At 69.1% G+C, this 21817-nt stretch carries 18 protein-coding genes; 9 read left to right on the forward strand and 9 right to left on the reverse strand.

Going from position 1 to position 21817, the window contains the following annotated elements:
• Positions 1–186: 186 nt before the first annotated feature.
• From AAC691_RS05900 to AAC691_RS05930, 7 genes are all read right to left on the reverse strand, one after another.
• Positions 187–2706 (reverse strand): TonB-dependent receptor domain-containing protein, encoded by a 2520-nt coding sequence (locus tag AAC691_RS05900; protein ID WP_342629296.1) that lies wholly within the window; start codon positions 2704–2706, stop codon positions 187–189.
• Positions 2707–2936: 230 nt separating this feature from the next.
• Positions 2937–4367 (reverse strand): FAD-binding oxidoreductase, encoded by a 1431-nt coding sequence (locus AAC691_RS05905; RefSeq protein WP_342629297.1) that lies wholly within the window; start codon positions 4365–4367, stop codon positions 2937–2939.
• A 2-nt stretch (positions 4368–4369) separates the two neighbouring features.
• Positions 4370–5191 (reverse strand): creatininase family protein, encoded by an 822-nt coding sequence (locus AAC691_RS05910; protein WP_342629298.1) that lies wholly within the window; start codon positions 5189–5191, stop codon positions 4370–4372.
• A 43-nt stretch (positions 5192–5234) separates the two neighbouring features.
• On the reverse strand, positions 5235–6068 hold the full coding sequence (locus AAC691_RS05915) for a cytochrome c (RefSeq protein ID WP_342629299.1): 834 nt from the start codon (positions 6066–6068) through the stop codon (positions 5235–5237).
• 14 nt (positions 6069–6082) lie between these two features.
• The gene (locus tag AAC691_RS05920; protein WP_342629300.1) at positions 6083–8086 is read right to left on the reverse strand and encodes a Rieske 2Fe-2S domain-containing protein; all 2004 of its coding nucleotides are present in this window, start codon (positions 8084–8086) and stop codon (positions 6083–6085) included.
• Positions 8080–9474, reverse strand: a complete 1395-nt coding sequence (locus AAC691_RS05925) for an amidohydrolase family protein (RefSeq protein WP_342629301.1) — start codon at positions 9472–9474, stop codon at positions 8080–8082. Before AAC691_RS05925 ends, AAC691_RS05920 begins: the two co-directional genes overlap by 7 nt.
• Positions 9471–10463, reverse strand: a complete 993-nt coding sequence (locus AAC691_RS05930; protein ID WP_342629302.1) for an ABC transporter substrate-binding protein — start codon at positions 10461–10463, stop codon at positions 9471–9473. Before AAC691_RS05930 ends, AAC691_RS05925 begins: the two co-directional genes overlap by 4 nt.
• A 237-nt stretch (positions 10464–10700) precedes the next feature.
• On the opposite strand from AAC691_RS05930, the gene AAC691_RS05935 reads away from it, so the two are divergent.
• Entirely contained in the window at positions 10701–11207 is a 507-nt protein-coding gene (locus tag AAC691_RS05935) for a DUF2165 domain-containing protein (RefSeq protein ID WP_342629303.1), read from the forward strand.
• A 4-nt stretch (positions 11208–11211) separates the two neighbouring features.
• Here AAC691_RS05935 and AAC691_RS05940 read toward each other — a convergent pair whose 3' ends face one another.
• Entirely contained in the window at positions 11212–12108 is an 897-nt protein-coding gene (locus tag AAC691_RS05940; RefSeq protein WP_176640707.1) for a LysR family transcriptional regulator, read from the reverse strand.
• Positions 12109–12275: 167 nt separating this feature from the next.
• Between AAC691_RS05940 and AAC691_RS05945 the strand changes: the two genes are divergently transcribed.
• From AAC691_RS05945 to AAC691_RS05980, 8 genes are all read left to right on the forward strand, one after another.
• Positions 12276–13325 (forward strand): ABC transporter substrate-binding protein, encoded by a 1050-nt coding sequence (locus AAC691_RS05945; RefSeq protein ID WP_342629304.1) that lies wholly within the window; start codon positions 12276–12278, stop codon positions 13323–13325.
• Positions 13326–13330: 5 nt separating this feature from the next.
• On the forward strand, positions 13331–14152 hold the full coding sequence (locus tag AAC691_RS05950; RefSeq protein WP_342630159.1) for an ABC transporter ATP-binding protein: 822 nt from the start codon (positions 13331–13333) through the stop codon (positions 14150–14152).
• 2 nt (positions 14153–14154) lie between these two features.
• Positions 14155–14937 (forward strand): ABC transporter permease, encoded by a 783-nt coding sequence (locus AAC691_RS05955; RefSeq protein ID WP_342629305.1) that lies wholly within the window; start codon positions 14155–14157, stop codon positions 14935–14937.
• A gap of 38 nt (positions 14938–14975) precedes the next feature.
• The gene (locus AAC691_RS05960) at positions 14976–16253 is read left to right on the forward strand and encodes a cytosine deaminase (RefSeq protein WP_342629306.1); all 1278 of its coding nucleotides are present in this window, start codon (positions 14976–14978) and stop codon (positions 16251–16253) included.
• On the forward strand, positions 16253–17932 hold the full coding sequence (locus AAC691_RS05965) for a CocE/NonD family hydrolase (protein WP_342629307.1): 1680 nt from the start codon (positions 16253–16255) through the stop codon (positions 17930–17932). The genes AAC691_RS05960 and AAC691_RS05965 overlap by 1 nt, the downstream gene beginning before the upstream one ends.
• On the forward strand, positions 17929–18345 hold the full coding sequence (locus AAC691_RS05970; RefSeq protein ID WP_342629308.1) for a cupin domain-containing protein: 417 nt from the start codon (positions 17929–17931) through the stop codon (positions 18343–18345). Before AAC691_RS05965 ends, AAC691_RS05970 begins: the two co-directional genes overlap by 4 nt.
• The gene (locus tag AAC691_RS05975; protein ID WP_342629309.1) at positions 18342–19130 is read left to right on the forward strand and encodes an isochorismatase family cysteine hydrolase; all 789 of its coding nucleotides are present in this window, start codon (positions 18342–18344) and stop codon (positions 19128–19130) included. The genes AAC691_RS05970 and AAC691_RS05975 overlap by 4 nt, the downstream gene beginning before the upstream one ends.
• A gap of 97 nt (positions 19131–19227) precedes the next feature.
• Positions 19228–20595, forward strand: coding sequence for a glycoside-pentoside-hexuronide (GPH):cation symporter (locus AAC691_RS05980; protein WP_342629310.1), 1368 nt, complete (start codon positions 19228–19230; stop codon positions 20593–20595).
• 22 nt (positions 20596–20617) lie between these two features.
• On the opposite strand, the gene AAC691_RS05985 is transcribed toward AAC691_RS05980, so the two are convergent.
• A complete protein-coding gene (locus AAC691_RS05985) occupies positions 20618–21670 on the reverse strand; it encodes a LacI family DNA-binding transcriptional regulator (RefSeq protein ID WP_342629311.1) in 1053 nt (350 codons plus the stop codon).
• Between the last annotated feature and the right edge of the window lie 147 nt (positions 21671–21817).

Raw genomic sequence — 21817 nt, forward strand, 5'->3', positions numbered from 1 at the left:
TGCAGCGATGCATCTGGAAAAGCCGCCTGAAAGGGCGGCTTTTTTGCGTTCTGTGTGATGGGTCCGGCATGTTTCCGCGCTTCGTGACGGTGCGCGGATGTTGGAAAGTATGCGTGAAAAAAGGGTAGGAGGCTGTCCCCTACCCTTTCGTCGTTTCGGCGTGGCCGTCGGGCCGGGCCGGTGGGGTCAGAAGCCGGCGGTGACGGTGAACATGGCGGCGAAGTTGGGGGCGATCAGATAGGTCGGCGCGCCGGCCGAGTCGATCAGGTTGCCGTAGACGCCCGTCACCGGGTTGGTGTTGTTCGACAGGCTCTGGACCGACGAGCGGTAGTGCCAACTGGCCAGGTTATACATGTTCAACTGGATCTGCGGGTGTTTCAGGCGCCAGACATTGGGCAGGCGATAGCCCAGGGTCATGTCGATCTGGCCGTGCGCGGGCAGCGATTCCTGATCCATGAAATCGGAATATTGCTTGTCGATCCAGCGATACATGAAATTGCCGAAGAACGTGCTGTCGTCGTAGCTGAGCGCGGCGCTGGTGGTGAATTCCGGCGCCTGCGGCGCGCGCTTGCCCGTGGTGGGCAGGTAGTCGACCACGCCGTTCTCGGCCACCGCCGGCAGGTTGTTGTCGGTGCGGGCATAGAGATATTCGGCCGAGACGTACGGGCTGATATGGTGCCACGGGCGCAGGCCGAATTCGATGTCGGCGCCGCGCACGGTCTGGCCGCCGGCATTAACCCCGACGCCGCCGAACGAACTGCCGTTGATGACGACGCTGGTGGTGATGTTGCGGTTGGTGAAATTATAGTTGAACAGGCTGACCGTCAGGTTGAAGAGCCCGTAATGGCGATAGCCCAGTTCCTCGGAAATCGCGAATTCGGGCTTGATCGACCCGCCGATGCCCGGGCTGTTGCCCGGGATGCCCGAGAAATAGGACGAGGCCAGCGGCATGCGGAAATTGGCCGCGGCGTCGAAATAGACCTGGTTATGGTCGTCGATCTTGTAGCTGGCGGCCACGCGCGGCAGCGGCGCCGTGTAGTTCACGCCGACATTGTAGGGCTGCGCGTTGTCGTAATTATTGGTACCCTGGCGATTCATCATGACATATTTGAAGCCGGCCTCAACCTTGAGCCGGTCGTCGAGCCAGGACGAGGAATCGCTGACATAGAGCCCGGTCGACTGGGTGATCAGGTGATAGTTCAGGAACAGGTTGAATTCATACCCGTTCTGGAACTTCAAGCCGTAGGAGCCCCAGGTGTTCGGCGGGTCGCCGTTCGGGCCGAGCTGACTGATATTGGTCCATTCCGCGTCGTCGTAATAATCGTGGAAGGCGCCGAGGGTCAGCTTGTTGTGGTGGTCGAGCTGATATTCGAGATGCGCGTTGATGCCGGGGTGGAATTCCTTGATCATGTAATAGCCCTCGCCATGGAAGGAGGGCGTGCCGGCATCGTTGTAGGCCAGGCCGGGGTAAGGCAGGACCAGGTTTTCGTTCTGTCCGGTCGAGGGGTTGTAATTGTTGATCGGCATGTCCCACTGGCCCATGCCGCCGCCGCCGCTGCCCCAGTAGAAATAGGGCTCGACCAGCAGGGAAAGTTTCCGGGTCAGGGTGAAATGCATCGGCGCGACCAGGATCATGTTGCGCCAGTCGCCGACCTCGGTCACCCAGTAGCTGCCGGCGGCGGTGGACTGGAACGGGTACGGGCTGTAATTGTAACTGTCGCCGTATTGCTTCCATTGCTGCGCGGTGACGGGCGCGTAGTTGGGCTGGTTGTTTTCGTTATAGGTCTCGACGAACGAGATCGAATTGCCCTCGCCCCATTCCTTGACGAACTTGGAATCCACGTGGCGCCGCATGCCGCGCCCGGGACCGCGCCAGGTGCCGTAGGTGGCGTTGGAATAGGAGACGAAGCCCCGCACGCCGGTATTGAGGATGTCGCCGGTATTGATGCGGATGAAGCCGCGATTGGTCTTGTGCGAGCCGTAGGAATAATCCATCAGGCCGCCGAAGGTGTGCGACGGGTCGATCGTCGTGACGTTCATCTGGCCGCCCGTGGCGTTGACCAGCGGGGCGTTGACGTCCGACGTGCCCTGGGAGAGCTGCACTTCCTCGTAATTCTCGGTGTCGCCCCATTCCGAGGTGTACGGGTCATAGGTCGCGATGTCGGCGACCGGCGCGCCCTCGAACAGATAGCCGATTTCCGACTGATTCATGCCGCGGACATTGATCGAGGTCTGGTCCGACAGGCCGAACGGATCGGACGAGCCGATATTGGTGCCGGGGGCGAACTGGATCATCTGCGCCGCCGAAGTGGCGGGGGCCAGCTTGGCGATGAAGTCGCGGCTGACGGTGGTGACGGCCTTGGCCTCGGTCTCGACGCTCATCATGCCGCCGCCGGGGGCCAGGCCGGTCACGCCGTTGGCGCTGGCCACGGGGTTATGGCTGGTGACGACGATATCTTCGGCCTTGGGCGCCGGCGCGGCCGCGGCGACATGGCGTGCCGCGGGGGTTGAAGCGGCGACGGGGGCGCCGGCGGGGGCGGCGACGGGCGCGGCCGTCTTCCTGACCGGCCCGGCCGGCGCATGGCGGTGACGCGGATGGTGCTGCGTGACCGGCGCCGCGGTCTGCGCCTGCGCGCCGGCCGCGAGAATGCTGCTGGACAAGGCCGTGCTGGCGACCAGCAGCCCGAAGATAAATCGTGACGACAACGTAACCCCCGTCTCCGTTGAAAATGAAAATACGGCGCCTTTCCACCCCCGGAACGGGCGCCGATATCCGCTGGAATTCCTGATTCCATAACGGATTCGTAATATATATCGCGCGCGGCCCGGTTGCCAGTGCAAAGTCACCCCGGCATGAGGTACAGACCGATTCGACACATGGAATGCGGCCGGAATACCACATCCCCGCCCGGCAGGTAACAGGGGCCGGGCGACGGTCAGGATTCGGCCGCCCGCCCTGCCCCGTTCGGCGCCCCATCCAGTGCCCCGGCCAGCGCCTCGAAACTGCGCATCTTGCCGGGATTGAGCAGGCCGGCCGGGTCGAATCGCCGCTTGTCGGCGGCGAGATCCGGCGAGAGGCCGCGATGGGCGCCGCCGTCCTCGATCGTGTAGACATGCGGGTTGGCCACCGAGATTCCGGCCGCGTCGTGCGCGGCCATGATCTTGTCCAGGCGGGCCGAATCGGTGAAGCGGATCACCGGCAGGCCGGCGCAGGACATGCCGCCCTCCATGGGCAGGAATTCCAGGTGGGTCAGCAATTCGTCGGGGAACTGCGCCGCGAGCGCCGCGACCCGGGCCAGTGCGTCGGCGGGCGGAAAGCCGGTCTGCAGATAGGTGTAGGACCGGTCCTTCTTGAGCACCTGCAGGGTGGTGTGGTTCCAGGTCAGTTCGTAGAGCGGGACGTGCCCGGGATCGTCCTCGGCCTCGGCCGTGTTGCACGAATAACACAGTTCGCCATGTTCCCGCGCGATCAGGGCGCGGGTGGGTTCGATGGCGGCGGGCGCCATCATCAGGATGACCAGGGCCCGGCCGGCGGGCACCCGGTTGCGCAGCGGGGCGAAATAGGGCAACAGGCGGCAATCCATGACCGAGACCAGCTTCTTTTGCAGGCCGGTCTGGGTGGCGAGCAGGTGGGCGAAGCGTGCCGCCTGCGTCAGGTCGGGGAAGGCGACCGCCATGTCGCACCAATCGACGGCGGGTTCGACCGGCAGTTCCAGTTCGGTCACGAAACCGGTGGTGCCGTAGGCGTGGTTCACGATTCTGGTGTCGGGGCCGCGCAGTTCCACGGCGCGGGGTTCGTCCTCCATCGTCACCACGCGGGTCGCCAGCAGATTGCCCGGCGCGCGCAGCCCGCCCCACGTGACCGAGCCGATCCCGCCCGATCCGCCGCAGACGAAGCCGCCGATCGTCGCCGTGCGCTTGGTCGAGGGGAACATGCGCAATTCGCGCCCCTGGGCGCGCAGCGCGCGATCCAGCGCCAGCATGTTGGTGCCGGCGCGCACGCGCGCCACGTCGCCACGCAGCCAGACGAGCCCGTCCAGCCCGGTCATGTCGACGATCGCGCCGCCGCGCAGGGGCACGGCCTGGCCGTAATTGCCGGTGCCGCCGCCGCGCGCGGTCAGGAAGATGCCGCTCTGCCGCGCCGCGCGGGCGATGGCCAGCAGGTCGTGCTCGGTGCGCGGGGTGACGACGCAATCGGCCTGGAGCCCGTCGAGCTGTTCGCGCAGGATGGGGCTGTACCAATAGAAATCGCGGCTTTTGCGCCGGATCGTCGCGGGATCGGTGCTGGCCGGCACGTCGCCGACCAGCGCGAGGAATCGGTCCGTCGCCTGGTTCATCGCGCTATGGTTCATCGCGCCATGGTTCATCGCTAGATCCCCAGATCGTCGCTGGGCGGGCGGATGCGGTCGAGCGGATAGCGCGCGATTTCGGCCAGCAATTCCAGGAATCCCGCCACCTGGCGTTCGGCGATCAGGCGGCCCTTTTCCGCCGTGGCGTTCGCCGCGTTTCCGGCCGCGCCGGAGGGGTGCAGATCCTGGGTGTGCCAGCCGAAGCCGACCCTGCCCTCGGCCTCGAGCCAGTGGAAATCCTTTGCCATTTCCTGCGGCCAGGGCACGAAATTTCCGGCGCGCGCCATGTCCACCAGGTCGGGGCGCAGATGGAGCATCAGCGAGGTTTCGACATCGCCGCCATGGATGCCGAAGCGCAGTTCGTCGGCGTCGAACAGGCCGTCGGGCACGCCGAAGCGGCCCCAGCCGACGGTGACGACGAACATCCGGTGCGTCCGCCGCAATTCGCGCGCGACGATGTCGAGGATCTGCGGCTGGCCGCCATGGGAGTTCAGCAGCACCAGGCGGCGCACGCCGGCGCGGGCCACGCTGGCGCCCAGGTCGAGCAGCACCGATGTCAGGGTCTGCGCCGACAGGGTCAGGGTGCCGGGATAGGCGATATGTTCGTCGCTCTTGCCGACCGCCTGCATGGGCAGGGCGGTGACGGGCAGGTCGTCCGGCGCGCGCGCCAGCGCCAGGTCGAGCAGCCCGCGATTGATGCAGGCATCGACATAGACCGGCAGATGCGGCCCGTGCTGTTCGATGGCCGCCACCGGCAGGATCGCCACCGTGTGCGGCGACAGCGCGCGGAATTCGCGCGATTTCATATCCTGCCAGAGGCGGCGCGGCATCATGTCCGGCATGCGGTCAAACCCTTCCGTGATTCCTGCCCCGTTTTCGCGCGCGTCATGGCGCGGCGCGGGGAGCGACGAGCTGCAGATAGGCCCATAGGGCGGCGATTCCGTCGTCGCCGATGAGATCGGGGGGAAAGCCCGCCATGGCCTGGGCGGGCCAGTGCCGGACCGCGCGCGGGTCGCGGACCAGGGCATGGAAGCCGGCCTGGGTCAGGTAGGCGGTGACGTTCATCGGTTGGCCCAGGTCGGGGCCCTTGGTGCCCCGGCCGATGCCGTCCAGCCGGTGGCAGGGCAGGCAGTCGACCGCGAAGAGCGCGCGGCCGCGCGCCGCCTGCGTGCCGGCGGGCGCCGCCGGCAGCGGGTCGGGGTCGCCCTGCCCGATCGCCACCAGTTGCTCGACCCAGTCCTCACGCGGGATGGCGGCGGCATCGGCGCCGGTCCAGACCAGCGCGAACGGCCCCAGATCGGCCAGGCTGTTGCCGGGCCAGGGTCCTTCGGCGATCGCGATCCAGGCGGTGACGCCGCGGCGGCGCGCGGCGCGCAGGGCGGCACAGGGGACGCCGGCCACGAACCTGTCGCGCGCGGTGAAGATGAGGGCCTGCCCGCCGCACGGCGCGACATGCGACAGGGGGATGGCGGCCACCCCGGCGCCCAGCTTCACGGTAGTGCGCGACAGGTCCAGCCGGACGAGATCGGCGCGGTGCAGCAGGGCGGCGGCCGGCAGGCGGCGCACCGAGGCGCCGTCGGTGACGGTGAGGTCGGCCCCCCGTCCGCCGGCCGGGCACAGGAGCAGCCACGCCGCCATGGCCGCCGCCATCGGGGCCGTGATCCGGGCAGTGATCGGGGCCGTGATCGGGGCCGTCGGCGCCGGGGCGCGCCGTGCCATGCCTGCCGCCATGCCTAGAGGTCCAGCACCAGGCAGGCGCCGCGCGCCCGCGAGCAGCAGGCCATGATATGCGTGCCCCGGGCCTTGTCGGCTTCGGACAGGAACAGGTCGCGATGGTCGGGCTCGCCCTCCAGCACGCGGGTGACGCAGGTGCCGCACAGGCCCTGTTCGCACGAGACCGGGATGCTGATCCCCGCCGCGCCCAGCGCCTGGGCGATGCTGCGGTCGGCGGGGATTTCGACCGTCACGTTGCTGCGTTCGGCGCGCACCATGAACGGACGGCCCTGGATATCGACGTCGGCGGTGAAGCGTTCAGCATGCACGCGGTCGCCGTCCCAGCCCAGCGCGCGCGCGGCGGCGGCCACCGCGTCCTGCAGGCCCAGCGGGCCGCAGACCTGGACATGCGCGCCCTCGGGCGCGGCGGCCAGCACGCCGGGCACGTCGAGGCGTCCGCCCTCGGCCGCCAGGTGGGGCGTGACGTGGGCGGCATAGGGGGCGGCCAGGGCCTCGTCGAGGAAGGGGGCGGTCCGGCGGGAATGGGCGCAGACATGCAGCGCGAAGGGACGGCCGGCGCGGTGCAGCTCCAGCGCCATGGGCAGGAGCGGCGTGATGCCGATGCCGCCGGCGATCAGCACCACGAAGGGGGCGTCGGCCAGGGGGAAATGATTGCGCGGCAGCCCCACCCGGACCTGCCGGCCGGGACGGAAGGCGCCATGCACCGTGGCCGAGCCGCCGCGGGACGCGGCCTCGAGCAGCACGGCGATGCGCCAGGCGGCGCGGTCTTGCGGGTCGGAACACAGCGAGTAGTGCCGCACCAGGCCGGGGGCGACATGCAGCGCGACATGCGCGCCCGGCGCGAAGGGCGGCAGTTCGGCGCCGTCGGCCGGGCGCAGGCGCAGCGACAGCACGCGTTCGGCCTGGTTGCGCACGTCGTCGACGATCATGGGGATCGTGTCCTCGCGATCGGGGCCCGGCATGGCGGGCGGCGTTGCCGAGGGCGGCGGAGGGCGGGTGATTTCGTCCTCGCCATGGCGGCGCAGCAGGTCGAGCAGGCGGCGGCGCATGATCAGGCCGGGGCGGTCGGAGGGCATGTGGCTTTCGACCTGGCGGGTGATGTCCAGGGTCGCGTCGCAATCGGTGGCTTCGAGGATCTCGCGGTCCTCGTCGGTGATCTTGCGGTCCCAGGCGATCAGGCGTTCGGCGGGGCAGTCTTCCTCGCGGTCGTTGCGGTAGAGGAGCTGGACGAGCTGGATCCGGTCGTCCTCGATCGGGGTGGCGCAATTGATGATGATGTGGCGGATGCCGCTGGGATACGCCATGTCCATCCGGCGGCAGAACGGCATGTACCAGTGGTTGTGCATGGTGCGCGTGGTGGTGGGCGACGGATCGCCGGTGATCGCCACCGCGTCGGGCGGGTTGAGGATGTCGACCACCGTGGTGGCGTAGAAGCCGTAATCGGTCTCGGCGATGTCGTAGAATTTGGGCCTGGGCTGGGTGATGTCGCCGAACGTGCCGCGATGCACGTAGGAAAAATGCGCGTTGTCGAAGGAGTTTTCCATCAGCCGCAGCGGCGCGGTCCGCCAGGTGTCGTAGAACTGGAAGATGCGGCGGAAGGCGGGGTCGCGGTCCTCGGGGATGTCGAAGATGTCCGCGATGGGATCGTCCAGCGCCACCCAGGCATAGCCGTAGCGCGCCTGGCAGCGGAAGGACTGCACCCGGCAGGCGGGCAGCGGCGCGTCGCGGCCCAATTGAGGGATTTCGGTCAGGCGGCCCTGCCCGTCATAGCGCCAGCCGTGATAGCCGCAGACGATCTCGCCATGCGCGCACCAGCCCTTGGAGAGTTTCGCGGTGCGGTGGCAGCAGCGGTCGCGCAGCGCGCGGGGCGCGCCGCCGGCATCGAGGAACAGGACCAGGTCCTCGCCCATCAGGCGGAAGGGCCTGGGGCCGGCGGCCAGGTGATGCACCGGCATGACCGCGTACCAGAAGCGGCGCAGCACCGCCTGTTTGGTGGTCAGCATACCAGGTCCTCCTGCCGGGCGATGCGGGTGACGACGGCGCGGGCATGGTGCAGCAGCGCCGGCAGGTCCAGGCCGGGAATCGCGCCGTCCACCACCACGGGACGGCCGGCCGACAGGACGTGCCGCACGCTGCCGGCCCCCGAGGCCACCGGGGCGATCAGCGGGTCGAACAGGCCGGCATGGCGCGGCTGGTCCAGCCCGTGGACGACCAGGTCGGCGACCTGGCCCTCGGCCACCGTGCCGAGGTCGGGCAGGCCGAGCACCCGCGCGCCCCCGGCGGTGGACCAGCGCAACACGTCCTCGCACCGGATGGCGGCGGCGCCGTGGGCGGCGCGGTGGACCATCCAGGCGCAATGCATTTCGGCCGCCATGTCGCAGGCCTCGTTGGAGGCGGCGCCGTCGACGGCCAGCGACACGCGGCCGCCCAGCCGGTCCAGGTCCGGCGCCGGGGCGATGCCCGAGCCGAGGCGGCAATTGCTTTGCGGGCAATGCGCCATGCCGGTGCCGGTTTCCGCCAGGATGGCGATTTCGCTGTGATCGAGATGGACCAGGTGGGCGAACCACACGTCGGGCCCGGTCCAGCCATGTTCGGCGACGAACTGGACGGGGCGCATATTGTGGGTTTCGCGGCAATAGCGGACGTAATTGCCGGTTTCGGACAGGTGGCTGTGCAGGCCGATCCCCATCGCGCGCGCGGCATGGGCCAGTTCGCGCAGCTCGTCGGGGGTGACGCCCCAGGTCGGGGTGTTGGGGGCGATTACGATGCGCCGGCGGCTGTCGGGCGACGGATCGTGGTAGCGCGACACCAGGTCGCCGACCCGCCGCAGCATGACATCGAGCGGTTCGGTGGGCGTGGGCAGGATGTCGTCGGTGTCGAAGGCGCGGGTGCGGGTGGTGCCGCCGCGCGCCAGCACCAGGCGCAGCCCCAGCCGGTCGGCGGTTTCGAACAGCACGGCGGCCGGGTCGTAGCGGTAGCTGTCGGCGAACAGATAGTGATGATCGGCGACGGTGGTGCAGCCGGACAGCAGCAATTCGGCCATGCCGACCAGGGCGGCGGTCTGGAGCGCGTCCTCGTCCAGGCGGTTCCAGTAGCTGGTGGGGACCAGGCGCAGCCAGGTTTCGAGCGGCGCGTCGATCGCGCTGGGCACGCCCTTGAGCATGCTCTGGAACAGATGGTGGTGGGTCGAGACCAGGCCCGGCGTGACGACGCCGCCGCGCGCGTCCAGCACCCGGTCGCCCGGCAGGGCCGGGATGTCGCCGATCTGCGCGATGCGGCCGTCGCGGATGCGCAGGTCTCCGGTGCGGCGTTCGGCCGCCCCGCGCAGGCCGGTCAGGATGCCGCGCGCATTGCGGACGACCAGGTCGTGCGTGGGGGCGTGCGCCGTCATAGCGGCATGACTTTGGCGCGCGCGACATAGCGGGTGGTGAAGGCGGCGCGCCAGTCGGCGGCAGCCGGCAGCAGCGCGTTGCCGACCATGAAATCGCGGGTGGCCTGCCAGCGGGCCTCGGTCATCGCGCCGATGCCCAGCCGCGCCGCGTCGCCGCCGTCCACGGCGCGGGTGGCGGCGAGCCCGCGCACGCCGAAGGCGAGCTGTCCGTCGGTCATGCGGGGATTGTCCTTCTTGATCAGGGCGTTGCCGATTTCCGGCGCGCGCAGATAGTCGCGCCATCCCGCGAGGGAGGCCGCCACGAAATCCGCCGTCAGCGAATCGTTCGCCGCCGCGAAGGCGCGCGTGGTCAGCAGCGGGGTGCCGTAGGGCGGATAGCCGATGGCGGCGAAGGGGAAGAAGCGGACGGGGACGCCGTGCAGCGCGGCCTGGTACGGTTCGGAGGAGGCATAGGCCTGCACCGCCATCGCCGGGTCGTGGAAGAAGGGCTGGAGATTGAAGGTATAGGCGCCGAGCTGGGCGTCGCTGAACCCATAGCGGGCGCGCAGCCAGGGCCAGAAGGTGGCATGGGCGGTGCCGGCGATCAGGATCGGGTGGCCGCGCAGCATGGCCAGGGCGGTGACGGATTCATGCGTCATCAGCCCCTGCTGGTCGTGCTGGAAGGAGGCCGCGACCGTGAGCAGCGGCATGCCGGCGGCGATGCCGCGCAGGGTCTGGAAATCGTACCCGGTGGCGAAGTCGGCCTGGCCGGCCAGCAGAAGCTGCATGGCGTTGACCTGCGGGCCGCCCATGGCGATGCGCACGTCCAGCCCGCGATCGGCGTAATAGCCGCGGGCCAGGGCCTGGTAGAAGCCGCCGACCTCGGCCTGCGCGAACCAGGAGAGCACCAGCCGGACCGGCGTGCCCGCCCGCGCGCGCCGCGCCGCCGGCGCGGCGGCCCCGGCGATGGTCACGGCGGCGGAGAGGGCGGCGCGGCGGGTGAGCGTCATGAACGGGGCATCGATCGTGGGTGTCGCGTGCGTGTCGGGCCATTGGAGGGGGACATGAGATCGTGTTCCCCGGCCATTTTGAAGCATCAAATAACGTGCCGGGTGCTGCTTTTTTGCGCGCGCGGAACGTCCTGGCCGGCATGGCCCGAACCGGGCTTGACCGGCGGGCGCGGGCGGCATGCTATGACGGAAACGCAATGACTGTTCCGAGGGCCGGCAATGCAGGATGGTTCGTTCATGCCTGATTCGTTCACCCTGGCCTCGCGCCTGGCCAAGCTGGCGATGGTCGCGTCGCTGGCGGCGTTCGGGCTGCTGGTCGCCTTCAACAACCTGACCGATTACCGGTCGAACTTCCTGTTCGTGCGGCACGTGCTGAGCATGGACACGACCTTTCCGGGCACTGCGCTGACCTGGCGCGCGATTCACGCGCGCTGGGCGTGGCATGGGTTCTATCTGCTGATCATCCTGGGGGAAGCGGCGACCGGGATGCTGTTCCTGATGGCGGCGGGGGCGATGCTGCGCGCGCTGCGGGCGGACCGCGCGGCATTCCGCCGGGCGGCGCGGCTGGTGCCGCTGGGCACCGCGCTGGGGTTTCTGATCTGGTTCTTCGGCTTTTCGGTCGTGGGGGCGGAATGGTTCGCGATGTGGCAGTCCCGTGACTGGAACGGCCAGCAGCCGGCCTTTCGCTTCTTCCTGACGATGCTGGGGGTGTGCATCTATGTCAGCCTGCCCGAGGACGGGTGACGGGTCACAAGGTCCGTTCGATGACGGCGCCGATCTTCTCGGCCATCAGGCTGACCAGCGGATTGACGTGGTTGAGGCGGGCGATCACGCTGAGGGTCTGCGGCCAGGTGCCGGCATGGCGCAGGGGGACGAGGGCGAGTTCGCCGCGCTCGCGTTCCTCGATGATGTCGAAGGGGGTCAGGAAGGTGATGGAATCCCCGGCGCGGGCCAGGCGGCGCAGGACCTCGACGGAGTTGCTTTCGACCCGCGCGACCAGGGAGGCGCCGCTGCGCGCGCACAGCGCGTCGAGATGCGGGCGGATCGAGGTCGTGGGGTCGGCCACCACCAGCGGATAAGCCAGGCAATCGGCGATCGACAGGCTTTCGCGCCGCGCCAGGGGGTGGTCGGCGCGCATGACGGCGCCGAGATGGGCGGTCCGGGCCACCAGGACGGTCGATCCGGCCTCTCGCGGGAGGTCGAAGCCCACGCCCAGGTCGGCCTCGCCGTCGCGCACGGCGGCCAGCAGTTCGGTGCGGCCATGGACCCGCAGGGCGACGCGCACATTGGCGTGCGAGACCTGAAAATCGGCCAGCACCTGGGGCATGATGTTGGCGGCCGGGCCGCTCATGACCGCCAGCACGATCTCGCCGCGATGCAGGCCCTTCATTTCCTCGATCAGGGCGCGGGTGCGGTCCATGTCCTTGAGCGTCTGGCGGACATGGGCGATCATCAGTTCGCCCGCCGCGGTCAGGACCAGCTTGCGCGGCAGGCGCTGGAACAATTTGGTCCCGAGCTGGCGCTCCAGCTCGATGATCTGGCGGTTGATCGCCGAGGAGGCGACGTTGAGGCGCTCGCCGGCCTTGCGGATCGAGCCCAGCCGCGCCACGACGTCCAGATAGACCAGCATCCGCCCGTGCAGCATGCGCTGCGTCCCCCTTTTCACTTGCCCGCAACTGGTGGGGCGCCGGGGCGCCGCGGTCAAGATCCGTGCTGCCTTTCAGGCAGCGCCGCGCGCGTGAAATGTCTCTTTCCATTCCCGGAACGGGGACGTTACGCTGCCCGTCCGTTGCAATCATGAGACGGTGCCTGATGCCTGACCGCGCCATCGGACGACGCGCCGCCCTGCTGGGCATGACGATGACGGGCGCGGGTGCCCGCGCCCTGGGTGCCCATGCCTCGGGTGCCCATGCCTCGGATGCCCATGCCTCGGATACCAGCGCGCCCGGGCGCCTGACGCTGGTGACCAACTGGTATGCCCAGCCCGAGCTGGGCGGGTTCTATCAGGCGCAGGAAAGCGGCCTGTATCGCGCGGCCGGGCTGGATGTGACGATCCGGTCGGGCGGGCCGCAGGTCAATGCCATGCAGTTGCTGCTGGCCGGCGCGTGCGACGTGATCGTGGGCCAGCCGGACGCGGCCATGGTGGCGGCGCTGCGCGGCATTCCGGTGGTGACGATCGGCGCCTGTTTCCAGAAATGCATGACCGGGTTCCTGACCCATCCGGATATCGGCGGCCTGTCGGACCTGAAGGGGCATCCGCTGCTGATCAGCACCGAGGGGCGGTCGACCTATTGGCCGTGGCTGAAGCGGACCTATGGTTTCACGGACGCGCAGGCGGGGGTCTATACCTACAACCTGCAGCCGTTCGTCCATGATCCGGCGCTGGCGATCCAGTCCTTTCTGTCCTCGGAGCCCTATGCGGTGCGGCAGATGGGGGTGGCGTTCAAATATTTCCTGTTCGCGGATGCGGGTTATCCGACCTATACCAACGCGCTGCTGGTCTCGCGCCGGACATTGGAGACGCGGGCGGATGCGTTGCGGCGGTTTCTGGCCGCCAGCGCGCGGGGCTGGCTGGATTACCTGTATCATGACCCCGCCGCCGGCGATGCCGCCATATTGCGCGACAATCCGGCCAATACGACCGACCACATGGCCTGGTCGCGCCGGACGCTGCGCGAGGTCCATGCGATGGGCGCCCCGGGGCAGATGCTGCTGGGCATGAGTGCCGCGCGGTGGGCGCGGATCCACGAGGTGGTGGCGCTGTCCGGAGGGGCGGCCGGCGGGGCGGCCGATGGGGCGGCGTGGCGCGATGCCTATACGACGGCGCTGTCGGACGCGCTGACCGACACGGTGCCGGCGTGAACGCGATGCCGGGCCCCGGGCCGCATGCGGGAGATGTCGCGACGCCGGTGGTCAGCCTGCGCGGGGTGGAGAAGGTCTTTGCCAACGGGGTGCGGGGGCTGGCGCCGCTGGACCTGGAGATCCGTCCCGGCGAGCTGGTCAGCCTGATCGGGCCGTCGGGCTGCGGCAAGAGCACGCTGCTGAAGCTGGTGGCCAACCTGCATGCGCCCACGGACGGGCAGGTCGCGTGGTGGGGCGGGGATTTCCGCACGGTGGGAACGGACGGACGGCGGCTGGCCTTCGTCTTCCAGGACCCGACATTGATGCCCTGGGCCAATGTGGCGGCCAACGTGCGCCTGCCGCTGGACCTGGACGGCGTGCCGCGCGCGGCGGCCGAGCGGCGCGTGCCGCCGGCGCTGGAGCAGGTGGGGCTGGCCCATGCGGCCGCGCGCTTTCCGGCGCAATTGTCGGGCGGGATGCGCATGCGGGTGTCGATCGCCCGCGCGCTGGTCACGAATCCCGACCTGCTGCTGATGGACGAGCCGTTCGGCGCGCTGGACGAATGCACGCGCAACCGGCTGGACGAGGACATGGCGGGGCTGTGCGCGCAGCAGGGGCTGACGACGCTGTTCGTCACCCATTCGCTGTACGAGGCGGCGTTCCTGTCGTCGCGGGTGATCGTGATGGCGGCCAATCCGGGCCGGGTCTTCGCCGAATATGCCATCGAACCCGGGATCGCGCGGGACGGCGCGTTTCGGCTGAGCGCGCGCTTCGCCACCATCTGCCGCGATCTGACGGCGCTGCTGGCCGAGGCATCCGCGTCCAGCCGGCTGGACGAGGAGTCCTGACGATGGGGGAAACGACGAGGGCGCGCCTCGCCGCGGTCGCGGCGCCGACGCTGGTGGGGGTGGCCGTCCTGCTGGCGTGGCAGGCGGGATGCCGGCTGTGGCACATCCCGCCCTATCTGATGCCCGCGCCCGGCGATATCGGCGCGGCGCTGGTGCAGAACGGATGGGCGCTGCTGCATGCGCTGCGCAGCACGCTGCTGGTCACCATGATCGCGCTGGGCCTGTCGGCGGTCCTGGGGGTGCTGGTGGCGTTTCTGCTGGTGCAGAGCCGGATGATCGAGCGCAGCCTGATGCCGTACGTGATCGTCATGCAGGTCACGCCGATCGTGGCGGTGGCGCCGCTGATCATCATCCTGGTCAAGACGACGCTGCCGGCGCTGGTCATCTGCGCCACCCTGATCGCGATCTTTCCGATCATTTCGAACACGCTGCAGGGGCTGCGCAGCGTGGACCCGGGGCTGGCGGCGTTCTTTCGGATGCACAAGGCCACGCGGGTCCAGACCTTGCTGCGGCTGCAGGTCCCCAGCGCGGTGCCGATGTTCATGGCGGGGTTGCGGATTTCCAGCGGCCTGGCGCTGGTGGGGGCGGTGGTGGCCGAGTTCGTCGCCGGCACGGGCGGCAACAGCGCCGGACTGGCCTACGAAATCCTGCAATCGGGCTTTCAGATGGACATTCCCCGCATGTTCGCCGCCCTGGCCCTGATCACGCTGGCCGGGCTGGTGCTGTACGGAGTGATGGCGGGGTTGCAGCAATGGGTGCTGCGGCGCTGGCACGAGCATGGCTGAGACGAACATGGTTGAGACCGCCCTGCGCGAAGCCCGCCATGTTTGAGATGTCCGGATCGCGCCACGTGCTGCGCCGCGCCCGGATTCCGGCGGCGCTGACGCCCTGGCGCGCCCCCGGCGGCGGGGGCGGCGAGTGGGTGGAATGCGACATCGTGATCGCGGACGGCCGGATCGCGGCGCTGGAGCGCCTGCCGCCCGAGAGCGGGATGCCCGAGACGGACCTGGCGGGCGGGATGGTCTGGCCGGCTTTCGCCGATATCCATACCCATCTGGACAAGGCCTTTATCTGGGACCGCGCGCCCAATCCGGACGGCACGTTCGCCGGCGCCGTCCAGGCGGTGACCGCGGACCGCGAGCGGCACTGGACGGAGCAGGACGTGCGCCGGCGGATGGAATTCGCGCTGGCCAGCGCCCATACGCACGGCACGCGGGCGATCCGCACCCATCTGGACATCGCGGGCGCGCATGGGCGAAGGGTATGGCCGCTGATCCGTGCGCTGCAGGCTGAATGGGCCGGACGGGTGGCGTTGCAGGCCGTGGCCCTGGTGATGCCCGAAGCCTATGACGGGGCGCAGGGAGCAGAGATCGCCCGCGCCGCCGCCGGCACGCCGGGCGGGATGCTGGGCGCGGTGCTGATGGGGCACAATACCGGCGAGGCCGTGCTGGACCGGCTGTTCGGGCTGGCGCGGGACCATGGGCTGGACCTGGACCTGCACGTGGATGAGAACGGCGAGGCCGGGGAGACGGCGCTGGAGCAGGTCGCCGCCGCTTCGGCGCGGCACCGGTTCGCCGGGCGGGTGGTGTGCGGCCATTGCTGCAGCCTGTCGGTGCAGCAGGCGGCGCGCGCCCGCGACATCGCCGCGCGGGTCGCCGATGCCGGGATCGGCGTCGTCAGCCTGCCGCAATGCAACCTGTATCTGCAGGACCGCGCGGCGGGCGCCACGCCGCGCTGGCGCGGGATCACGCTGGTGCATGAGCTGGCCGACGCTGGCGCGGATGTGATGTTCGCGTCGGACAATGTGCGCGATCCGTTCCATGCCTATGGCGATTTCGACATGATGACGGTGTTCGGCGCGGCGGTGCGGATCGCGCATCTGGACCATCCGTTCGGCGCGTGGCCCGCCGCGGTGACCGGCACGCCGATGCGGCGGATGGGCCTGGGGGACGGCATGATCCGCCCGGGGGCGCCGGCCGACCTGGTGCTGTTCGAGGCGCGGACGATGAACGAATTGCTGAGCCGGCCGGACCGGCGCGCGGTGGTGCGGGGCGGCCGGGCGATCGCCGAGCGGCCGCCATCCTATCGGGAGCTGGCGTGATGACCCCCCTGCCCGTCCGGCCGAAGCGGACCGAAGCGATGGCGACGCGGGACGGCACGCGCCTGGTCGCCGATATCTGGCAGCCCGAGGGGCCGGGCCCCTGGCCGGTGCTGATGATGCGCCAGGCCTATGGGCGGCGGATCGGCACGTCGCTGTGCTATGCGCCGCCGGAATGGTACGCGGCGCGCGGCTATATCGTCGTGATGCAGGATGTGCGCGGGCGGGGCGAGTCCGGCGGCGGGTTCGCGCTGTTCGAACATGAGGCCGCGGACGGGGCCGACAGCGTCGCCTGGGCCGCCGCCCTGCCCGGGAGCAACGGGCGGGTGGGGATGTTCGGCTTCTCGTTCCAGGGCAGCAACCAGCTTCTGGCCGCGGGCGAGCCCTGTCCGGCGCTGAAGGCCATCGCCCCGGCCATGATCGGCTGGGACATCAGGCGCGACTGGGCGTATGAGAACGGGGCGTTCGCGCTGCGCGCCAATATCGGCTGGGCGACGCAGCTTGCGGCCGAGACCGCGCGGCTGGCGGGCGACCGCGAGGCCCAGGCCCGGCTGTATGCGGCCAGCCGGACCGCGTCCTTCGCCGATGCGATGCCGGCCTGGCCGGAGCATGACGCGCTGTTGCAGCGTTACAGCCATTATGCCGTGTGGCGCGACACACCGCTGGACGATCCGTACTGGGACGCGATCTCGCCCGCCGCGCGGCGGGCGCGGATCGTGGCCAACGGGCCGGCGACGCTGCTGATCGGCGGTTGGTACGACAGCCACCTGCCGGGCACGCTGGCCGCGTTCCGCGCGCTGGCGCCGCATCTGCCGGCGCGGCTGATCGTCGGGCCGTGGGCGCATTTTCCCTGGGACCGGCGGGTCGGGGCGCTGGATTTCGGCGAGGATGCCATTACCGATATCGACCAGCAGCAGATCGCCTGGTTCGATCGCTGGCTGAAGGACGCTCCAGGGGATGGACCGGGGGATGGACCGGGGGATGGGCCGGCCGTGCGGCTGTTCGACATGGGCGCGCGGTGCTGGCGCGATTTCGCGGCCTGGCCGGAAGGCGATGCGGCACCGGGCGCGACGCCGGAACAGGCGCGGCTGGGGCTGGACGGATCGGGACGGGCGGCCATCGACATGCGCGACGGGCGCCTGCTGGAGGCGGGCGCCGGCGCGCCGGGATGGGAATCGCTGACCCTGGATCCCTGGCGGCCGGCGGCGCCCTGTGGCGGCAGCTTCGGCTGGCCGCCCGGGCCGGTGGACCGGGCGGGGGCGGATGCGCGGGCGGATACGCTGACCTTTACCGGCGCGCCGGCCACGGAGCGCATGCTGATCGCGGGCGATGTGCGGCTGAGCGCGCGGATCGAGAGCGCGCATGCGTCGTTCGACCTGCATGCCGTGCTGTCGCGCGTGGCGGCGGACGGGCGCAGCTTTCCGCTGGCCGAGGGCTATGCCACGCTGGAGCCCGGGGCGGTTTCGGTGCCGATGCGCGCGACCTGCTGCACCCTGCAACCCGGCGAGCGGCTGCGGCTGTCGCTGGCGCTGGCCTGTTTTCCGTCCTTTCCGGTCAATCCCGGCACCGGCCGGCCGCCGTGGGAGGCCGGGATCTTCGACCACCAGGTCGTCACCGTGCGGCTGCGGCGCGACAAATCGATCCTGCATGTGCCGCTGCGCGCGGCGGAGGAACAGGCATGAGCTTTCTCAAGCGGTCGATCGGCCAGATCGAGGCCTTTCGCATATCGCCGGCCGACAGCAATTATTTCGCGATCCTGTTCGACGCGCGGGCCGGGGGGACGCGATCGGTCGCCGTCGTCGAGATCTTTGCCGTCGGCGGGCGCACGCCGCCCAACACGCATCGCGCGGCGGACGAGATGTTCGTCGTGCTGAGCGGGGAAGGACGGGCGATCTGCGACGGGCAGAGTACCACCCTGCGCAAGGGCGACGCGCTGCTGGTGCGGCCCGGTGCGGAGCATGTCGTCGAGAATACCGGGACGTCGAAGCTCTATACGCTGACGGTCATGATTCCGGATGAGGAATTCGGCGCGCTGATCCGCAGTGGCGAGCGGGTCGCGCTGGACGAGGAGGACCTGCGGGTGTTGTGCGGATGAAGCAGATCGGATCGTCCTCGGCCAATCGGTGGCGGGTTTCGCGCGACGCGGTCAGCCTGCTGCGGCCGCCGCGGCCGGCGCGGCCCGTCACGATCGACGCCCTGCCGCAGCAGGTGACGCTGGACCTGGCCCGCACGGCGATGATCGTCATCGACATGCAGAACGATTTCTGCCACCCCGATGGCTGGCTGGCCAGCATCGGCGTGGATATCGCCCCGGCACGGACGCCGATCGCGCCGCTGGCGGCGATTTTGCCGGTGCTGCGCGGCCGGGACGTGCCGGTGATCTGGGTCAATTGGGGCAACCGGCCCGACCGGCTGAATCTGAGCCCGTCTCTGCTGCATGTCTATGACCCGGACGGCGAGGGAGTGGGCCTGGGCGGCCGCCTGCCCGGCCAGGCGGGCGGCGTGCTGGAACTGGGGAGCTGGAACGCCGCCATCGTCGATGAGCTGGCGCCCGAGACGGGTGACATCCATGTCGCCAAATACCGGATGAGCGGGTTCTGGGACACGCCGCTGGACGCCATCCTGCGCAATCTGCGGGTCGATACGCTGCTGTTCGGCGGGGTCAACCTGGACCAGTGCGTGATGACGACGCTGCAGGATGCCGGCTGCCTGGGTTATGACTGCATCCTGCTGGAGGATTGCGCGGCCACGACCTCGCCCGGCTTCTGCACCGACGCCACGCTGTACAATGTCCGCCAGTGCTTCGGCTTTACGGCCGTGGGCGGCGTTCTGCGGGCGGCGCTGGGCGAGATTCCGGAGACAACCGCGCCATCGCCGTGACCGCGCGGAACGGCATGAGGAGGATGGCAAAGGCTTGCCATGACACTTTGTTTGTTGCACTCTGGCATCGTTACGCAATCGCGGGCCAGGGGAAAACATGTCCAGCGGGATCGACCCCGGCGCGACGACGCGCCAGATCGCCATGCCCGGCGACGGTCCGGGCTTTCTTGAAAACCTGGCCTACGGGGCGGGTGATCTTTCTTCCAACCTGTTGTGGGGTATTTCGGGATCTTTCCTGATGTACTACTACACGGACGTCTACCGGCTGCCCGTGGGCGCCGTTGCGACATTGCTGCTGGCGGTGCGCGTGCTGGACGCACTGGTCGATCCGCTGGTGGGCTATGCGATCGACGCGTCCCATGGACGACTGGTCCGCCCGCTGATCCGCTGGCTGGCAATTCCGTTCGGAGGCGTGGCCTTTCTTGCCTTTCTGCCCCTGCCCGGCAGTGATGCGGTGAAACTGGGCTGGGCGGCGGCGACCTATCTGGTCTTTGGCTGGGTCTATGCCGGGATCAACACGTCCTATGGCGCCCTGGGCAATATGACGGCGACGACGCCGCAGGACCGGGTGGTTCAGGGGGCATTCCGGATGATCGGCTGCCAGAGCGGGCAATTGCTGATCGCGGTCCTGACCATACCGCTGGTACACCGGCTGGGCCATGGCGACACGCCGAACGCCGAACTGGCGGGATTTCCACGTTATATGGCGCTGGTGGGGGCTGTCGGGGCCGGCCTGTGGCTGCTGACCTGCCGCCTCTGCCGGATCCGGATCCCGCCGCCGCCCGCACCGCGTTCGCCGGGCACGATCCTGGCGGCGCTGATCCGCAATCGTCCGTGGGTCGTCTGCAACCTGGGCAATGCCCTGAATTTCACCAATATCTGCGCCTATGCGTCGTTTGCCATCTATTACGCGCGCGACGTCCTGCATCGCGGTACGGCATTTGGCGGCACCTTGCTGGGCATCACCACCGTCACGGGCATCGTGGGCGCGATGCTGACATCGCCGGTGGCGGCGCGATACGGCCGCAAACGCACGCTGATCCTGTCGCTGGGCGTCGAGGCCTGCGCCCTGTGCGTCGTGGCGAGCCGTCCGGGAAGCCTGCCGGTCGCATTGACCGGCCTGGCAGTCGCAGGACTGGCGTCGGGGCTGCGCTCGCCCTTCTATTTTTCCATGATCTCGGACGCCATCGATTACGGGACAGCGCGAACCGGGGTGCGCTGCGCCGGAATGGCCTATGCGATCAACAGCATGGTCACCAAAATCGCCTTTGCCGCCACAGGCACGCTGCTGGCGTTGTTTCTGGCCTGGGGGCAGTACGATCCGGCACGGCATACGCAATCGGCGGCGCTGGGGTGGTGGGTGAATGCGGGGTATGTCTTGCTGCCTGCCCTGTCATCAAGCCTGGCGATCGCCGTGATGCTGTTCTATCCCCCGGACCGCGCAATCGAGATAGCCCGCCATTGATGACGGGGTTGGAATGGGCCGGTCAGGCCGATTCTCGTTCGGCCAGCATCGTGCCGAGCGCCACGAGTTGCGGCGGCGTGGCCTGGTGCTGCTGGCAGCGGTCGATCAGCAGGCGGGTCGCCAGCCGGCCGATTTCGGCCGATGGCTGGATGAGGGTCGTGAGCGTGGGCGTGGAATATTCGCCCTGTTCCAGCCCGTCATAACCACTGACCGCGACATCCTGGGGAATCCGCAGCCCGGCCTTGAGCGCCCCCCGGATGAAGCCGAGGGCCAGGGCGTCGCTGCAGCAGATCACCGCGGTGGGACGATTTTCGAGGGACAGGAAATGCGGCACCGCCTTTAGGCCGGATTCCATGTCGAAGGCCCCGCCCGGCAACAGGTCGCAGGCATCGGCCATTCCCTCTTCGGCCAGGCGCTGCATGACGCCTTCGAAGCGCAGCTTTTCATGCGTGGTGTCCACCAGCCCGCTGAGAAAGGCGAAATGGCGATGGCCCTTGCGCAGCAGATAGTCGGTGAGGCCGTAGAACCCGGCCTGCTCGAGCGCCACCACGCTGGAGATCCCGCCCGCGACCATGTCGTGCATCACCGAGACGACCGGAATATGCGCCGGCGGCCGGATGCGGCGCACCGTGCGCGCGCTGCGCGCCGGAGCGAGCATCAATACGCCGTCCACCATGCCGTTCAGCGCCAGATCCATCAGTTCCTCAACCGCGAGTTCCGCATATTCGACGCGCTTGATGATGACGCCGTATCCCCGTTGCGCGGCCTCGTCGAAGACGCCCCGCAGGGCTTCGGTCAGGACGGGTGAAATGGGTTGGCCCGGAAAGTTGGACAGAACGACCATAAACATATCCGCCCGGCCGCGACTGAGGCTGCGGGCGGCTAGATTGGTCGCATAGCCCAGTTGCTCGGCCGCGCGCCGAACCAGCTTGCGTGTCTCGGCGCTGACCCGTTCGGGCTTCGACAATGCCCGGCTGACGGTCGAGATGTTCAAGCCGGTGCGTGCGGCGAGATCAGCCAGGGTGATCTTGCCCCCGGTGGTCGCCGCGTCTGCCGGGCGGAACACGGTGCTCATGACTCCGCTCCCTTCTCAACGGACTGTTTTCCTTTCCCCTCTCTGTCACGGGACGGAAGGGGCGTCAAAGTCGCAGCCCCGGAAGGATATCGATTGCCGTCGCAAAATCATTCATTCAGGCCTCTTGAAACGGAGCGCGTGGGAATA

Source organism: Nguyenibacter vanlangensis (genome assembly GCF_038719015.1).
GTDB lineage: Bacteria > Pseudomonadota > Alphaproteobacteria > Acetobacterales > Acetobacteraceae > Gluconacetobacter > Gluconacetobacter vanlangensis.

Excerpts from the sequence above, each read along its gene's own strand:
- AAC691_RS05950 (WP_342630159.1), top strand. The coding sequence starts at position 13,331 with ATGCCGGGCCCCGGGCCGCATGCGGGAGATGTCGCGACGCCGGTGGTC.
- AAC691_RS05965 (WP_342629307.1), top strand. The coding sequence starts at position 16,253 with ATGACCCCCCTGCCCGTCCGGCCGAAGCGGACCGAAGCGATGGCGACG.
- AAC691_RS05910 (WP_342629298.1), bottom strand. The coding sequence starts at position 5,191 with ATGCCGGACATGATGCCGCGCCGCCTCTGGCAGGATATGAAATCGCGC.
- AAC691_RS05920 (WP_342629300.1), bottom strand. The coding sequence starts at position 8,086 with ATGCTGACCACCAAACAGGCGGTGCTGCGCCGCTTCTGGTACGCGGTC.
- AAC691_RS05970 (WP_342629308.1), top strand. The coding sequence starts at position 17,929 with ATGAGCTTTCTCAAGCGGTCGATCGGCCAGATCGAGGCCTTTCGCATA.
- AAC691_RS05930 (WP_342629302.1), bottom strand. The coding sequence starts at position 10,463 with ATGACGCTCACCCGCCGCGCCGCCCTCTCCGCCGCCGTGACCATCGCC.
- AAC691_RS05925 (WP_342629301.1), bottom strand. The coding sequence starts at position 9,474 with ATGACGGCGCACGCCCCCACGCACGACCTGGTCGTCCGCAATGCGCGC.
- AAC691_RS05915 (WP_342629299.1), bottom strand. The coding sequence starts at position 6,068 with ATGGCACGGCGCGCCCCGGCGCCGACGGCCCCGATCACGGCCCCGATC.
- AAC691_RS05985 (WP_342629311.1), bottom strand. The coding sequence starts at position 21,670 with ATGAGCACCGTGTTCCGCCCGGCAGACGCGGCGACCACCGGGGGCAAG.
- AAC691_RS05940 (WP_176640707.1), bottom strand. The coding sequence starts at position 12,108 with ATGCTGCACGGGCGGATGCTGGTCTATCTGGACGTCGTGGCGCGGCTG.
- AAC691_RS05975 (WP_342629309.1), top strand. The coding sequence starts at position 18,342 with ATGAAGCAGATCGGATCGTCCTCGGCCAATCGGTGGCGGGTTTCGCGC.
- AAC691_RS05960 (WP_342629306.1), top strand. The coding sequence starts at position 14,976 with ATGTTTGAGATGTCCGGATCGCGCCACGTGCTGCGCCGCGCCCGGATT.
- AAC691_RS05980 (WP_342629310.1), top strand. The coding sequence starts at position 19,228 with ATGTCCAGCGGGATCGACCCCGGCGCGACGACGCGCCAGATCGCCATG.
- AAC691_RS05935 (WP_342629303.1), top strand. The coding sequence starts at position 10,701 with ATGCCTGATTCGTTCACCCTGGCCTCGCGCCTGGCCAAGCTGGCGATG.
- AAC691_RS05945 (WP_342629304.1), top strand. The coding sequence starts at position 12,276 with ATGCCTGACCGCGCCATCGGACGACGCGCCGCCCTGCTGGGCATGACG.
- AAC691_RS05905 (WP_342629297.1), bottom strand. The coding sequence starts at position 4,367 with ATGAACCATGGCGCGATGAACCATAGCGCGATGAACCAGGCGACGGAC.
- AAC691_RS05955 (WP_342629305.1), top strand. The coding sequence starts at position 14,155 with ATGGGGGAAACGACGAGGGCGCGCCTCGCCGCGGTCGCGGCGCCGACG.